Raw genomic sequence first — 15,128 nt, 5'->3', positions numbered from 1 at the left:
AGCCACTCGCCTCGTTGAGCGCTGACATCGAGCCGTGGCGGGCGAGGTTGCTCTGTACGCCCAATGTGTGGCGCCGGCTCCCGCCGATACGCGCCTTTGTCTCTCTCAGCCCTCCAGACGAGGCGTTGGAAACGTGGAGCTACGTCAATGTCATCAACTTAAGGAATTTTTCCTATAAATATCATATAATTAGCGCTAAATTCAGCGCATAGGAGAAACCCTTTTGGCCCCTCATTCCACACCGTTTGACACCGCCCAGCAAACCCTGGCTTGAAAATTGTACAAAAAATAACCAGTCAGCTCGATTGTCCCGACTTCATCGATACCCACCGCCAGCGCCCTCACGACTTTACCCGCCGACGCCAACTGACCTTCAAGAACCTCGTCCTGTTTTTGCTCAATCAGCCACGCACCGCCCTGCAAACCGAGCTCGATCAGTTCTATCGCGTGCTCAACCAGGCCTCGGCCGAGACCCAGGTGGTCACCGCGCAGGCCTTCAGCAAGGCGCGCGGCAAGCTCAAGCCCGAGGTCTTCGAGAGCCTCAACCAAACCCTTCAGCAACAGCTCGACAGCCTCGGGCTGCGCCAGACGTGGCGCGGGTTACGGGTACTCGCCGTGGACGGCTCGACCGTCCATTTACCGCTGGAGTCGGTCATGACGCGCTTTTTCGGCTGCCATAGCGAGTTTCCCGTTGCCCGTCTGTCCATGCTCTACGACGTCGCCGACGGCCAGACGCTACACAGCCTGATCGTGCCATCCGCAGTCGGCGAGCGCGATTGCGCCCATCTGCACCTCGAGCATCTGCCCGCTGACAGCCTGACGTTGTTTGATCGCGGCTACCCCGGACACTGGCTGTTTGCGCTGTTCGAGCAGCACCGGCGACATTTCCTGATGCGCCTGCCGTGTGGCTACAACGCGCAGGTCAAACAGTTTCTCCGCTCGGGGCAGACAGAAGACACGCAGTTCTTCTCTGCCAGTCATCCCGAGGCGCGCCTGTTCTGTACCGAGGCCGGCGTCGATCCCGCGGGCCGGGTCGAATTGCGCCTGATCCGGGTCGAGCTAGCCAGCGGTGAAAGCGAAGTGCTGCTGACCTCCCTGCTGGATCGACAGGCCTTCCCGGCCGAGGTGTTCGCGGATCTTTACCACCGCCGCTGGGGCATCGAAACGGACTACCGCCGCCTCAAGCAGACCCTCTGCCTCGACAACTTTAGCGGCCGTAGCGTGACGGCCGTGAAGCAGGACTTTCATGCCGGGCAACTGCTGAAAAACCTAGCGCTGCTGATGCAACATCTGCTGCAACCGGTCATCGAGCAGCGCCACAAAGGCCGCAAGCTGCGCTGGAAGGTCAACTTCACCCAAGGGGTGTCACGCCTCAAGAACACCCTGGTCGACCTGCTGGTACGCCCCGGTGTGCAGGGGCTGGCCAACGTGATGGAGTTGATGGCCAACAGCCTCAGCGCTGTGCGCCCGGGCCGCAGCTTCCCGCGCCAGCGTATGCGCCTGGCCAGTCGCGGCTGCGAGGGCTACAAACCGACGCGCTAAGAACAAGCAGCACCCGAACTGCACCGCAAAAAAGCTGGCCAGACAGCGGCCGGCACGCGCTCGCCCGGAAAACGAGAAATCCCGCCCGCCGAGGCGAACCGGCATCCATTAAGCTGGCGTCTGGGTCGCACATGCGCTGAACTGGGGAGCAAAACCAGTGAAGGCACTGCTGCAACCGCGCGTCCAAGCCCCGGGATTTCTTGCCCCGGCCAGGGCTGGGGGCTTAAGTTGATGACATTGGGAGCTACGTCGCCCCTCTAAAGATGCACGATCTCAACATTCGGCCATTTGCCTGCAAGGTACTCGGCCACTAGCCTCCGATGGCAGTGATGGGGCTTGTCTTCGCTGCAAAGCAGGCAACTGTTATCAATCTTTTCTTTATCGATTGACTCAATCTTTCGGGACGACATTAAATCCAGAAATTTACTGGCGTAGATATCCCAATCTCCCCCTTTTATTTTATATTCCTCGAACATGTCTTTGGTTGGAGCAAGTGCTGGTAGATGTTCATATTCCATCCCACACAACGCCTCGGAAAAATATCGAAGATCCTCGCGTTTAGCGAATCCGGCCAATTGCGAAACATTATTCAGGCGAACATCGACAAGGCGCTTGGCACCAGAAGCACTTAACTTGGTGAAGAAGGACCGCGCGGAGGTCTTAGTGAATCCAATCGTGAATATCTTCATCTGCCTTATTCCCCTCGTTCCTTCATCCATAAATGGCTGTTATTGAGCTACCGCCAGGCATGCCCGTCAATCGCAGCTAAGGAAACGCTGGGGGCATGGTGTACTAGCTGCGCCACAACGGCCATGGCAGGCTCCATTCTCTCGCCGCTTCAACGGCCACGACCCGAACAGCTCAAGAGCTTAGCACCGCCTTTTGCGGTTGCGTGCCTCACCACTCACGCTTACTCCCTTCCAGAACGCGCCAACTGCTAAGCTACATGAGGACGACTCGCCCACAGCGCAAAGCACCTGTGTTCGCGCTATTGGCTGTCCCGTGCGTTGTGGTGCTGACCGTCGATGACGAGTCGAACCTACTGTATGGACACTGCGCGCGGCAGCCTTTCATGCGTGCCAGCTACGTGCCCAAGGTTGGACGCGGATCGAAGCGTGCGCAGGGTTTTTCGTGAAAGTATAAAATCCAATCAACTTTATCAGAAGAAAATATATGATCGTAAGAAACTTTGAATACTTGCTTGCTTTGCACCGTGAAGGCCATTTTGGCAACGCGGCCAAAAGCTGCAATGTTTCTCAGCCGACACTCTCCGCGGGCATTAAGCAATTGGAGGAAGACATGGGTGTCGAGATCGTGCGTCATGGCCGACGCTATGACGGCCTCACTTCTGAAGGGATGCGCGTACTGTCTTGGGCTCAGCAGATGTATGACGTCTGCAAAGGGCTGGAGCGAGAACTCTCCGCACTACGGCGAGGTATAGAGGGGCAATTCCGGCTAGGGATACTCCCAGGAACTGCCGGTGTAGCGCCCACATTAAGCATCGCCCTTGCTGAAAAAACACCCTTACTTCAACAATCAGTTCTGGTTTCCGGCGCTTCTTCCCTGCTACAGGCGATTCGAGAAAACAATTTGGATATCGCACTCATGCATTTGGAGGATATCCCAGGGGAAGACTTCGATACTCACCTTCTGTACCGTGAACGCATTTTCCTTTTTCACGCCGCGAGAACACAGCAACCCCGAAGCACAACGTGGGACCATGTTCTCAATAGACAACTCTGCGTGCTGAACTCGGCAGTACCTGAACCCATTCAAGATAGGCTGATGCAATGTACCGCGCAGACTATTCGCACTGATTCAATTGACGTGCTATCGGCACACGTGGCGACAGGAAAATATTCGGCAGTTCTTCCGCAATCTCTCGCCGGCCAACTCGCGCACATTCCAAATCTCCACGCAATCGCAATCAATGGACCAATGTCGCACTCAAATGTCGGATTCGTTGCTGGGAAAAATGCGTTCGAGGCACCGTCATCGCGTGCATTGCTCGAAATGGTGCACACCCCCGAACTCGCCGCCACTCTTCAATCCGTTATATCGATCCATCGTCGGTTCCAGCCCAAAGCAGACTCATCTCAAAGCCCCCTGAAATAGCGAGTCTTGAAGAGCAACTCTGTATTGCTTCAACCAGGCGAAGATTGCAGGCATGCCGTGTGCGCCGCTAACAGGCGCCACGTGCTGAGCAACCCATCGAAGGCCACTAGGTCCAGGGGCAACTCGGGGGGCAGGAGTACCTGCTGCATGCGGCCTCCTCATGTCTCGCTGGGTCGAGCTGACTGTTCCTAGATCAAGCTAGGAGGCGCGATGTAGCGATGATCGTTGCCCTCTCCCGGCTAGGAGACGAGCACGGCTCGACGATCCCGCGTAGATAGATCGTGCCTATCTGCACATAGATTATTCCAGTTTGACCACTTCTGAGCTTGATCCGATGCTGTCAAGACCGCAGAAGGAGACGCGACCAACGGCTAGGCAATACCACGATCGTTCTTCTTGACAGCGGTAAATTTCGTTTCCCACTTCGATTTAGAAGATGGAAACATTAACGCACAGAGGTGACGAAATGACTCCGACCGGTAACCGAATCGTGACTTTCGAGAAGCCCTTGGAAATGAAGGTCAACACCTTCAAATTTCCAGAGCTGATAACCCCTCAAGGGAAAAGCGCACCCCATGGCGCTATCCTCAAAATAGTTACCACAAATATCTGTGGCAGCGACCTTCACATTTATCGCGGTTCGTTTGCTGTTCCCAAGGGAATGACCATGGGCCATGAAATGACCGGCGAAGTGATCGAAGTGGGATCAGACGTCGAAGTCGTGAAGAAGGGCGACATCGTTTCCGTTCCCTTCAATGTGGGGTGTGGGCGTTGCTACAACTGCAAGCATATGCGCTCCGATGTATGCGAGAACACCAACCCCGAAATCGACTGCGGAGCCTACGGGTTCAACCTCGGTGGCTGGACGGGGGGGCAAGGTGATTATCTCTTCGTACCGTATGCGGATTTCAATCTCCTTCGCTTCCCTGACAAGGATGCCGCCATGGAAAAAATCCGCGACCTGACCCTTCTCTCTGACGTATTACCCACAGCTTTCCATGGGTTCGCTGGCCCAGACTGGCCAGCCGCGCCGGCCTACGTCGTCGGCGAAAACATCCTGATCTTCGGTGCCGGGCCGGTCGGCAGAGCGGGTGCCGCCTGCGCCAGACTTCTGGGTGCAGGCGCCATCATCGTTGCCGATTACATTCAAGAGCGGCTGGACCTTCTCAAGCCACACGGCGTGGAAACCATCAACCTTTCCGACGGCGTGCCGATCGAGGAGCATCTCGAACGCATTACCGGGCACAGGGAGGTGGATCGCGTCATCGACTATGTTGGTGTGGACTGCCGCGGGTTTGGCGCGGAGGCTGACAAGATCGTGGAGAGCGCTGTTACCAACGCAATGCTCAAATATGTCCGCTTCGGCGGAATGACCAGTACGGTCGGTGTGTACTGCGCAAACCCGATCTCGAAAGACCCGAAAGCCAAGAAAGGCCATATGGATCTGGAATGGTCCAACGCCTGGATCAAGTCGCCGCGAATGTCGGCTGGTCAATCTCCGACGGCCAACTACAACCACGCGTTAATGCGGGCGATACTGAACGATCGCATGCCTTACCTTTCGCCGATGATGAACACTAAGTTCATCAAGCTCGAAGACGCGCCCGCCGCGTACAAAGAGTTCGACGCGGGTTCTGCATACAAGTACGTCATCGACCCGCATGGTTCAGTGCGGCATTAAGCATCCGGCGCGGGCTAAGCATCAGGATGTCTCACACTTTCTGGTGAGAGGCATTCTGGTCCCGCCAGTCTCCGGGCAGCAACTGGAGCCGGCGAATATTTTCGCCGGCATTTGCCGTCTGCCCCAGGGTACTTGCCTTGGCTCGGACCAGGAGCAGAGCCTCAGCAATCCGCAGGTGATGATCAACCGCAAGCGTGTTCAAGCGCTTGGTTCGCAATCGGCCAAGGGTCAGACGGGGACGATGCACGGCATCCATTGACGTGCGTGGCTGGAGATAGCCTTCGTCTGATCCTTATCACCCCACGGACTTGACAGGCTCGCCTGGTGTTGTGCCTGCCTCGGGCCATCGCACGGTCAACCCAGCCCTGGCTCATTCAGCCAGAAGTTTCCAATGATGTGGCCGAACTCGCCGCCGCCAGAATGGCAGTCACTTCTATAGGGAGATAGCACAGTGTTGGATAAGTCGGAACGGGAGGGTGGCCTATGGAGCTGCGCCATCTTCGCTGCTTCGTAGTTCTTGCTGAGGAGCTACATTTCACGCGGGCGGCTGAGCGCCTGCATATCGAACAACCACCGCTATCACGAGCCATCAAGGAACTTGAGGACGAGTTGGGCGTAGTGCTCTTCGACCGAAACCGACGAGGAACAGTTCTAACGGCGGCGGGCGCGGTCTTCTTGCAAGATGTTCGCCGTCTATTCACAGTGCTGGAACAGGCTCGTGAAAATGCCAAGGCTGTGGCATCGGGCTTGCGCGGTAGCCTGCGCATCGCTGTATCAGATGGGGCTATCGATCCACGGCTGTCGGCATTTCTGGCTCGTTGCCGCGCCGAGGAGCCGGAGATCGAAATACGCTTGTCAGAAGTGCCTCTGGCAGAGCAAGTGCGTGGCTTGCGTTCGGGCGACTTCATGATCGGGTTCGCGCACACGGGCGATGTCGGCGACGGTATCGCTGCCGAACCAATCTGGCACGACCCGCTGGTGATTGCGGTGCCAGCTCGTCACTCATTGCTCACCTACAAGGAGGTGCCACTTCAAGAACTTCAAGGCCATCCACTTGTCCTGTGCGACCCGCAGGTATGCGAGGGCTATTGCCGCGAACTCAAGCGGCTGCTCAACACGTTGGAGCACAAGCTGAATGTTGTCGAGGAAGTGTCCTCGCTGGACATGATGCTCACGTTGGTCGGCGCCGGCTACGGCATCGGCTTCATGACGGCGACCAAGATTCCCATCTCCCAACGGCCGGATGTGGTGATCCGCCCCTTGGCGATGGATTCTGCCGTGATCACCACCTACCTGCTTCGGCCCGACGGCGGCAATTTATCGGCTTCGGTGGAGCGATTTATCGTTCGCCTTCGCGACTCTTCGGACGGTTGACGGAGCCTGGCAGGCTAGACACTCAGGGATCAGTGTCGGCACGCAGATTGCGTTCGGTCGCCGTCATCAGGTCAGCCGCGCTTATTCCAAGTGCCGTAGAAATTTTCAGTATGAGCGGAAGCGTGGGCACGTGCTCACCACGCTCGATCTTACCCATGTGAGAACGCGAAATGCTTGCCCGAGATGCGAACTCGTCTTGCGCGACTCCTTGAGCGACGCGCGCAGCGCGCACGGCCTGTCCGAAGGCTAACGCCGACTCGGATTCATACGTCGATGTGCCAGAAGGACGGCCTGGCTGAATTGTTGATTTCTGCATTAGCAGAAGCGTCAAACAATCTGCCACAATTAACCACGTTAAAGATAACGACGTTAAACTTCACTCTTTCCTGCAACGCTGGTTTGCCTTTCTGGACAGATCGCTTATTGGGGGCCCTCATGCATGACGCCACCAGCCAGTTTTCCCATTTCAGGCTTGCTATCGCGCCCGGAGTGCCATCCTCTTGCCTCACAACGCTTCTTGCCCTACAGCGCGCGGAGGAACCAGAAGTCACCATCACGTTCTTTGAGACCTCAGCCGATGATCTGTTGACGGGCCTTGAGGAAGGCCGCTACGACGCTGGAATGACGCTTCGGAACGCTGGTGCTCCGGCCGTGAAAAGCCAACCGCTCTGGGTGGAGAACGTGGCTGTTGCAGTGCCGCTGGGGTCCCCCTTAGTTGCCCAGGCGAAGATCACGCTTGCCGAGCTTCTGGACTATCCGGTGTTTCGCTGGCCGGCGGAGGCTTGCCTACTGCTGGATCAGCGACTGTCCTTTCTTCCGTTGAGCCAGCAGAGCATTCAGCACGTGACTTCGTTCGAGATGATGGCGCTTTGGGTGACCGCTGGCTACGGAGTGGGGCTCTCCGCGCAATCGCGCATTGAGCGTGCCCATGCGTGGGGGATCACTATGCGACCGCTTTCAGACGGCCCCTACGAGATCGTGACATATCTGCAGCGGCCCCACGGACGAGCCAATGTTGTTTCTGAGCGGTTCGAGCACAGGGCAATGTTGGTTGCCAGGGACAGGGCGGCTTGCTCGAATACCCCATAGCCCGCTCTCGCCGAGGCTGCGTGCGGGTAATTGCAGCGGCACGCGCCTGTTAGCGCGCCAGTGATAGCGCTTCCATCTCTGGCAATATGATGAATTAACATGGTCTTTGGAGGCACGAATGGTTGGAAGTGGTTGGGATCGAGTACCAATTGACTCGCAAAGCATCGATGCGCCGCTGTCGCGCGCGGCGGTGTTTCTCACGTTGACAGTCGCCGAGGGCCACGAGGCCCTTCAGGCGGTCGCCGGCGTCTTGGACGGGCTGGACGACCTGATCAAAACGGTGGGCTTCCGCGATCTCAACGGCCGGCTGTCGTGCATCACTGCACTGGGATCGGCGCTATGGGACCGTTTCCAGACCGGGAAGCGCCCGAAGGAACTACGGCCCTTCGTGCCCATCGAGGGTGCCAAGCACACCGCGCCTGCCACGCCCGGCGACCTGTTCTTTCACATCCGTGCCGAACGCGAGGACCTCTGTTTTGAATTCGAGCGCCTGCTGCTGGACCAACTGGGCAGCAGCGTGACGGTGGCCGACGAGGTGGTCGGTTTTCGCTACTTCGACTCCCGCGACCTGCTTGGCTTTGTCGATGGCACGGCCAACCCGACCGGGCACGACATCGGCGCCTCGACGCTGGTCGGCAGTGAAGATCAGGCGTTCGCCGGCGGCAGCTACTTGGTGGTGCAGAAGTATCTGCACCAAATGCAGCCGTGGGCTCGGCTCGCCAAGGACGAGCAAGAGCGGATCATCGGCCGGGAGATCGTCAGCAATGTCGAATTGCCCGACGCGACGAGCGGCCAGAAATCGCACAAGACCCTCGCCACGATCGTGGACGACGACGGCACCGAGCACGACATCCTGCGCGACAACATGCCCTTCGGCCGCCCCGGCCAGGGCGAATATGGCACCTACTTCATCGGCTACTCCAGGCATCTGTGGGTGACGCAGAAGATGCTGGAGCGCATGTTCCTCGGCGATCCGCCAGGCATGCACGACCGCCTGCTCGATTTCTCGACGGCGCACACCGGCGCCGTGTTCTTCGCTCCCGCACCGCGCACGCTGAGCGAACTCGTGGAGGCGGTGCAAGCGTAATGCAGGGGCCGCAAGGCCCCTGCAAGGTTTGAGAGCCCTATGCTCCGTCTAGAACTACTGCGCTATCCACCAGCCGACGAACGCTTTGCCGCACATCCTCGGGGATGGGGTACGGGGCAATGGCCTCGGGCATATCCGCATAGTGCTGGTAGTCGCCCATGATGACCTGGATGATCGCCGGCACGTTGGTCGGCGTGACCGCATCAATGGCCGCGCGGTCCCCCAGGTCAGGGTGCGGCTGGGTCAGCATGCGGTACAGATCCCACGAATCCGCGTGCGGGCACTGGTTCATGAGCACCTGGGCCAGCTTGTGCTTGAGCGGCACCAGTTGCCAATCGGGAACACGCTGCCCCCGATTGCCCAAACTGATGGACAGCAACTTGCCCGCTTTCAGTTCGCGGTTGATCTGGTCCTTGGACTTTCCGGCCAGCTTGCCGAACAGCGGGACCGGCAAGCTGCTTGGAGACTCGTAGATGGTCAGCATTTCCTCGCGCTCGCGCTGGATCGCGGACACTTCCGGCTCTGGGGCATGCGTCGGAGGCGGCGGTACCTGAGACAGCCGCTGGAACGTGATGCCGCCGTTGCTCGGGGTTACGACAATAGGCGTGGCCACGACGGGCGGGACGCCGGGAGGAGTGGGCTCGGCCATCGCGAGGGTCGCATCCACCGCTTCCTCCACTTCTGCCATCGCCGGCACCCCGTCGATACGGATGGTCAGATGCGCGCTCGCGGCTTCCACTTCGCCCTGTTCGAGCAGGTCGAGCCGATCGGCCCAGTCCTGCATCATCCGACGGCGCGGCTCAACGTACTTGGCGTGGTTGTAGGACGAACTCACCTTGTTGGGGTCGGAATGGGAAAGCTGCGCGTCCACCCAAATCTTCGGGTAGCCAATCTCGTTGAGCGCCGTCGAGATAGTGCCGCGGATGCCGTGGCCGGTCAGGCGCCCCTCATAGCCCATGAGCTGCACGGCCTTGTTGAGGGTGTTCTCGCTGATGCGCTTCTTGAGTTCGCTGCGGTGTGACAGCAAGTACTTCTGCGCCGGCCGCATCACCCCCAGGAGATAGCGCACGATCTCGATGGCCTGCAGGGATAGCGGCACGATATAGGGGGGCACATCCTGCGGCCGCTTCCCTGCCTTGCGCATTTCATCCTGGAGCTGCTTGACGATCTGCGGTGGGATGATCCACAAGTCCCTGTCGAGGTCGAACTGTTCGGGTTCGGCCAATCGCAGTTCGCCGGTGCGCACCCCGGTCAGGAACAGCAGCCGGACGCCAAGCTGGGTCTGCCAGCCACGGGGGTTGTAGAGCCGGAGCTTCTGGAGGAACTCGGGCATCTCGGGCAGGTGCAGGTAGGGATTGTGGGCTACGGGGGGCTTGGGCTCTGCCACCACGTCCAGGTCGGCGGCCGGGTTGACTTCCAACCCCTCGGCAATGACCAGGGCATAGCGGAACAACTGGTTGAACCAGGTGCGGACCTTCTCGGCGGTGGTGAACGCCTTGCGTTTCTCGATCGCCGCCAAGACGCCCAGGAGTTGGGGGCGGCGAATGTCGTAGATCGACATTCTTCCCAGGGTGGGCAACACGTCCTTGTTGAAGATGCGCAGGATCTGCGACAGCGTGCTTTGACGGCCTTCCTTGAGTTCCTTGCGGCGATGCTCGACCCAGGCATCGAAGACGGTCTTGAAGGTGTATTCGCCCGCCAGCTTGGCCGCGTGCCGTTTCTGGTCGCGCTCGACCTGAGGATCGATCCCCCTGGCGAGCAGGGCCTGGGCCTTGTCTCGCTCGATCCGGGCCTCGCGCAGGCTGAGAGCAGGATAGCCGCCCAGGCACAGGCGCTTTTGCTTGCCCAGCCAGTAGTAGCGGAATTGCCATGACTTGCCGCCTGCGGCTGAGACCATCAGGCCCAGGCAGTCGTTGTCGGAGAGGGTGTAGCGTTTTCCGGTGGTCTTCGCCTGCCGGACGGTCAGATCAGAGAGCGCCATTTCGAGACTCCTAAGTAATGACTTAGGCCCTATGCTCGTCATGGTCCCCGCTCAGCCCCAGCAACTATCCGGTAGCCGACCCACCCGTATTCTTGTGCCTTATTTGGTCACTCAAAAACGGTAGCTGTGGGTGGATTTCCGTGGCACTCGCTGGAATGAAAAAAGGAGCCGAAGCTCCTTTTTTCAATGACCTACAGACCCCAGTAGAAGTCTGTGGATCAAAATTTGGAGCGGGAAACGAGACTCGAACTCGCGACCTCAACCTTGGCAAGGTTGCGCTCTACCAACTGAGCTATTCCCGCTTGGGAGGCGAAATTCTACAGCCAAACGAGGGGCTGTCAACAGCCCTCATGCATTCTTTTTCGCTTTGGCGTTCTCACGCGCAAGGCGCTCGTCCTCGCGCAGGCTCGGCCATGCCGCGTGCAGGTACTGCAGGCCCGACCACAGCGTGAGAATCGAGGCGATGGCCAGGGTCCAGTCACCGATATGGAAGACCTGGGTACCCATCCAGATGTCCTGCATCGGGGTGTGCGGCGCCACCGAGTACAGCAGGCACAGCAGCGCGATCATCTGCGCGGTGGTTTTCACCTTGCCGATCACCGCCACGCGCACCTTCGCACGCTGGCCGATTTCGGCCATCCATTCGCGCAGTGCCGATACGGCAATCTCGCGGCCGACGATCACCGCCGCCCACACCGCCATCCACGCAGTGGGATGGCCCTGCACGATCAGGAACAGTGCCACGGCCACCATCAGCTTGTCCGCGACCGGATCGAGGAAGGCGCCGAACGCGGACTGCAGGTCGTAACGGCGGGCAATCCAGCCGTCGAGCCAGTCGGTGAGCGCGGCCAGGCCGAAGATCGCCGCGGAAGCGAAATTGGTCCACTTGTAGGGGAGATAGAACACCAGCACCAGGACGGGGATCATCACGATCCGCAGCAGGGTAAGCCAGGTGGGGAGGGTCAACTTCATTGCGTCTCTCTACTCGCCCGCCGCATCGGGCGTAGGCAGTCCATGAAGGTTAGCGTAGATACGCGCAGCGAGGGCGTCATTGATGCCGTCCACTTTCGCGATTTCCGCTTCGCCGGCGGCTTTCAGGCCTACCAGGCCGCCGAAATGCTTGAGCAGGCTGGCCCGCCGGCGCGGTCCGATGCCGGGAATATCTTCGAGCTTGCTGGTCATCCGGGCCTTCTGGCGGCGCCCGCGGTGGCCGGTGATGGCGAAGCGGTGGGCCTCGTCACGCACCTGCTGGATGAACTGCAGGGCGGGCGAGGCAGCGCCCGGGCGCAGCTCGCGACCATCCGGCAGCACCAGGGCTTCATGCCCTGCCCTGCGCTCCACGCCCTTGGCCACACCGACCAGCATCACCCCTTCCACGCCCAGGTCGGCCAGCGCCGATTGCGCCTGGGCCAACTGTCCGGCACCGCCATCGATCAGCAGCAGGTCCGGCAGCACGCCGTCTTCCTCGACCGCGCGGCGGAAGCGCCGTTCGATCGCCTGGTGCATGGCCGCGTAGTCATCGCCGGGCTCGATGCCACTGATGTTGAAGCGGCGGTACTGGCTGCGCACCGGACCGGCCGCATCGAACACCACGCACGAGGCCACGGTGGCCTCGCCCATGGTGTGGCTGATATCGAAGCACTCCACGCGCTTGACCTGTTCGGCAAGGCCCAGCATCTGCCGCAGATCCTCGCTGCGGGCGTGCTGCGCGTTGCGGCTGCCCAGCTCGGTGACCAGGGTGATCTGCGCGTTGCGTGCGGCGAGCTCGACATAGCCGGCGCGCTCGCCGCGCACGTTCCATCGCAACTGCACCTTGTGCTCGGCCGAGGCACTGAGCGCCGACTCGATCAGGCTCGCGTCGGGAATTTCGCGGTCGAGCAGGATCTCGCGCGGCGGGGCGTGCTCGGCGTAGTACTGCGAGACGAATGCACCCAGCACTTCATCGGCGCTTTCTTCGCCATTGGTGCGCGGGAAGAACGGGCGCGTGCCCATGTTGCGGCCGTCACGGAAGGCCAGCAGCAGCACGCAGGCACTGGCGCCCTGGGTGGCGCAGGCGAGCACGTCCAAGTCCGCCGCGCGGCCATCCACGTACTGGCGGGTCTGCATGCTGCGCAGCGAGGCGATCAGATCGCGCAGGCGCGCGGCCTGCTCGAACTCCAGCGCTTCGCTGGCGGTCTGCATCTGGGTGCCAAGCTCACGGGCGAGCTGGTCACTCTTGCCCTCCAGGAACATCGAGGCGCGGCGCACCGATTCGGCGTAATCCTCCGGTGCCACCAGATCCACGCAGGGCGCGCTGCAGCGACCGATCTGGTACTGCAGGCAGGGCCGCGAGCGGTTGCGGAACACGCTGTCTTCGCAGCTGCGCAGCTTGAACAGCTTGTGCATCAGGTTGAGCGTCTCGCGCACGGCGGTGACGCCCGGGTACGGACCGAAGTAACGCCCCGGCACCGCACGCGGGCCGCGGTGCAACGCGATCCGCGGCCATTGCTCGCGGGTCAGCAGCACGTGCGGGTAAGTCTTGTCGTCGCGCAGGGAGACGTTGTAGCGCGGCGAGAGCGACTTGATCAGCTGGTTTTCCAGCAGCAGCGCCTCGGCCTCCGAGCGGGTCACGGTCACGTCCATGCGCGCGACCTGTGACAGCATCGACATGATCCGGGTGGTCTTGGGCGTGCCGTTGAAATAGCTGCCCACGCGGTTGCGCAGCGCGCGCGCCTTGCCGACGTACAGCAGCGTGTCGTCAGCGGCGTACATGCGGTACACGCCGGGTGCGGTGCTCAGGTGGGCCGCAAATGCCTTGCCATCGAAGGCGGGGGCGGAAGAAACAGTCATTCGTTGATCGGCACGTCGCTCAGGACACCACTGACGGGGTCGAACCGCAGCACGGCATGGGCATCGGTCTCGGCGATCCAGACCGCACCACCGCCCAGCGCCAGGCCGGCCGGACCATGCAGGCGCCGCGGCAGCTCCAGCGTGCTCAGCTCACCACCGCCCAGGCGCAGGGTGCGCAGGCGGCCGTTGCCGGCATCGGCGATCCACAACAGCGGCGCATCCGGACTCAGCGCGATCGCCTGCGGGTACTGCAGCAGTGCCGAGGCGCGCGGCCCGTCCTGGTCGCCGAAGCTCCACAGCCCCTGCCCGACCAGTGTCTGGACCAGATCGCCACGCAGTTGCATGGCGCGGATCGACGAGCCCAGCGCGTCGCAGACGTACAGCACCTGCTGGACCGCGGCGACCGAGCACGGCTGCGCGAAGGCGGCCATATGACCACTGCCGTCGCGTTCGTCGATGGCGCCACTGCCGGCGCGCCACTGCAGGCTGCGCTGGCCGAGGTGGTAGCTCCAGATCCGGTTGTCGCCGGCCATGGCGATGTGGACCTGGTTGTCAGCGACCGCCAGCCCCTGCGGGTGGTTCAGTGCGGTACGGCGCGGCGCGGCGATCGGCCCTTCGACCGGCTCGCCAGGGCGGCCGGTGCCGCACAGCGTGTCGACCTGCCCGGAGAGCAGATGGATCCGGCGCAGCGCGTGATTGCCGGTATCGGCCACGTAAAGCCATTCGCGCTCCAGCGCGAGGCCCTGGGGATGATGGAAGGCCGCCTGGGCCTGGTCGCCATCCATGAAATCGGCGGTGCCCATGCCGAACTGGCGCAGCACGCGGCCACCATGGCTGCACTCGAGCACGCGGTGGTGACCGGTGTCGGCGATGTACAGGCGCTCGGTGGTCACCGCCAACCCGGTCGGGAAGCGCAGCGGCAGGCGCGGCTCGGGGCTCAGCTCGCGGGCGCCGTGCAGGTCTTCATCGGATGGGCGCGAACTGCCCTCGCACAGCGCCGTCAGCGAACGCTCCAGCTCCCCGCCGAGACCGATCAGCCGCTCACGCTCGCGTCCCTGCGCATCGAGCAGCACCAGGGTCGGCCATGCGGTCACGCCGAACCGGCGCCAGCCATCCCAGTCCGCATCCAGCAGGGCCGGGGCGTTCAGCCCCTGGCGGCGCAGCAGTTTCAGGGACTGGGCAGGATCGCGCTCACCATCGAAACGCGGCACCTGCAGCACCAGCAGCTGCACCTTGCCGGGGTTGCGCGATTGCCACTGGGCCAGCTCGGCCAGCCGCTGCGCGCACCACACCGAGGCTGCGTTGACGAAGGCGAGCACCACGGGCCGCCCCTGCAGCTCGCCCAGCGTGGTGGGCGTGGCGTTGAGCCAGGTGGCGAATTCGGGCAGATCCTGGACGGGCTGGACGTTCATGCCCCGATTATGCCGGAG

General features: G+C 61.2%; 12 protein-coding genes and 1 tRNA gene. 6 read left to right on the top strand and 7 right to left on the bottom strand.

Annotation, left to right across the window (positions count from 1 at the left end; translation table 11 throughout):
* The first annotated feature begins 270 nt into the window (after positions 1-270).
* Positions 271-1,542 (top strand): IS4-like element ISPa45 family transposase, encoded by a 1,272-nt coding sequence (locus NJD74_RS06125; protein WP_020924943.1) that lies wholly within the window; start codon positions 271-273, stop codon positions 1,540-1,542.
* 257 nt (positions 1,543-1,799) lie between these two features.
* Here the strand turns inward: NJD74_RS06125 and NJD74_RS06120 are convergent, their stop codons facing one another.
* Positions 1,800-2,231: a DUF488 domain-containing protein gene (locus NJD74_RS06120; RefSeq protein WP_023835768.1), complete on the bottom strand. Its 432-nt coding sequence runs from the start codon at positions 2,229-2,231 to the stop codon at positions 1,800-1,802.
* Positions 2,232-2,715: 484 nt separating this feature from the next.
* Here NJD74_RS06120 and NJD74_RS06115 point away from each other — a divergent pair, with 484 nt between their 5' ends.
* The 3 genes from NJD74_RS06115 (at position 2,716) to NJD74_RS06105 (ending at position 6,712) form a co-directional block, all read left to right on the top strand.
* Positions 2,716-3,657 (top strand): LysR family transcriptional regulator, encoded by a 942-nt coding sequence (locus NJD74_RS06115; RefSeq protein ID WP_060765353.1) that lies wholly within the window; start codon positions 2,716-2,718, stop codon positions 3,655-3,657.
* Between the two features lie 514 nt (positions 3,658-4,171).
* On the top strand, positions 4,172-5,338 hold the full coding sequence (locus tag NJD74_RS06110; protein ID WP_020924942.1) for a glutathione-independent formaldehyde dehydrogenase: 1,167 nt from the start codon (positions 4,172-4,174) through the stop codon (positions 5,336-5,338).
* A 483-nt stretch (positions 5,339-5,821) separates the two neighbouring features.
* Entirely contained in the window at positions 5,822-6,712 is an 891-nt protein-coding gene (locus tag NJD74_RS06105) for a LysR family transcriptional regulator (protein WP_023103878.1), read from the top strand.
* A 22-nt stretch (positions 6,713-6,734) separates the two neighbouring features.
* On the opposite strand, the gene NJD74_RS06100 is transcribed toward NJD74_RS06105, so the two are convergent.
* A complete protein-coding gene (locus NJD74_RS06100) occupies positions 6,735-7,028 on the bottom strand; it encodes a helix-turn-helix transcriptional regulator (RefSeq protein WP_009459591.1) in 294 nt (97 codons plus the stop codon).
* Between the two features lie 119 nt (positions 7,029-7,147).
* On the opposite strand from NJD74_RS06100, the gene NJD74_RS06095 reads away from it, so the two are divergent.
* Positions 7,148-7,801 carry a substrate-binding domain-containing protein gene (locus NJD74_RS06095; RefSeq protein WP_023106332.1) on the top strand — a complete coding sequence of 218 codons (654 nt, stop codon included), beginning with the start codon at positions 7,148-7,150 and terminating at the stop codon, positions 7,799-7,801.
* Positions 7,802-7,919: 118 nt separating this feature from the next.
* The gene (locus NJD74_RS06090) at positions 7,920-8,888 is read left to right on the top strand and encodes a Dyp-type peroxidase (RefSeq protein WP_020924940.1); all 969 of its coding nucleotides are present in this window, start codon (positions 7,920-7,922) and stop codon (positions 8,886-8,888) included.
* A 37-nt stretch (positions 8,889-8,925) separates the two neighbouring features.
* Here the strand turns inward: NJD74_RS06090 and NJD74_RS06085 are convergent, their stop codons facing one another.
* The 5 genes from NJD74_RS06085 to NJD74_RS06065 all read right to left on the bottom strand — a co-directional run bounded on the left by NJD74_RS06085 (position 8,926) and on the right by NJD74_RS06065 (position 15,110).
* Positions 8,926-10,869: an integrase arm-type DNA-binding domain-containing protein gene (locus NJD74_RS06085; RefSeq protein ID WP_319623850.1), complete on the bottom strand. Its 1,944-nt coding sequence runs from the start codon at positions 10,867-10,869 to the stop codon at positions 8,926-8,928.
* Positions 10,870-11,095: 226 nt separating this feature from the next.
* Positions 11,096-11,171, bottom strand: a tRNA-Gly gene (locus NJD74_RS06080).
* A 46-nt stretch (positions 11,172-11,217) separates the two neighbouring features.
* A complete protein-coding gene (gene pgsA / locus NJD74_RS06075; protein WP_019183370.1) occupies positions 11,218-11,841 on the bottom strand; it encodes a CDP-diacylglycerol--glycerol-3-phosphate 3-phosphatidyltransferase in 624 nt (207 codons plus the stop codon).
* Positions 11,842-11,850: 9 nt separating this feature from the next.
* Positions 11,851-13,698, bottom strand: a complete 1,848-nt coding sequence (gene uvrC, locus NJD74_RS06070; RefSeq protein WP_046273707.1) for an excinuclease ABC subunit UvrC — start codon at positions 13,696-13,698, stop codon at positions 11,851-11,853.
* On the bottom strand, positions 13,695-15,110 hold the full coding sequence (locus tag NJD74_RS06065) for a hypothetical protein (protein ID WP_070470669.1): 1,416 nt from the start codon (positions 15,108-15,110) through the stop codon (positions 13,695-13,697). Before NJD74_RS06065 ends, uvrC begins: the two co-directional genes overlap by 4 nt.
* Between the last annotated feature and the right edge of the window lie 18 nt (positions 15,111-15,128).

Origin of the sequence: Stenotrophomonas sp. RG-453, from assembly GCF_033843685.1 — a bacterium.
Classification (GTDB): domain Bacteria; phylum Pseudomonadota; class Gammaproteobacteria; order Xanthomonadales; family Xanthomonadaceae; genus Stenotrophomonas; species Stenotrophomonas bentonitica_A.
This window is presented reverse-complemented; position numbering and strand designations above follow the sequence as displayed.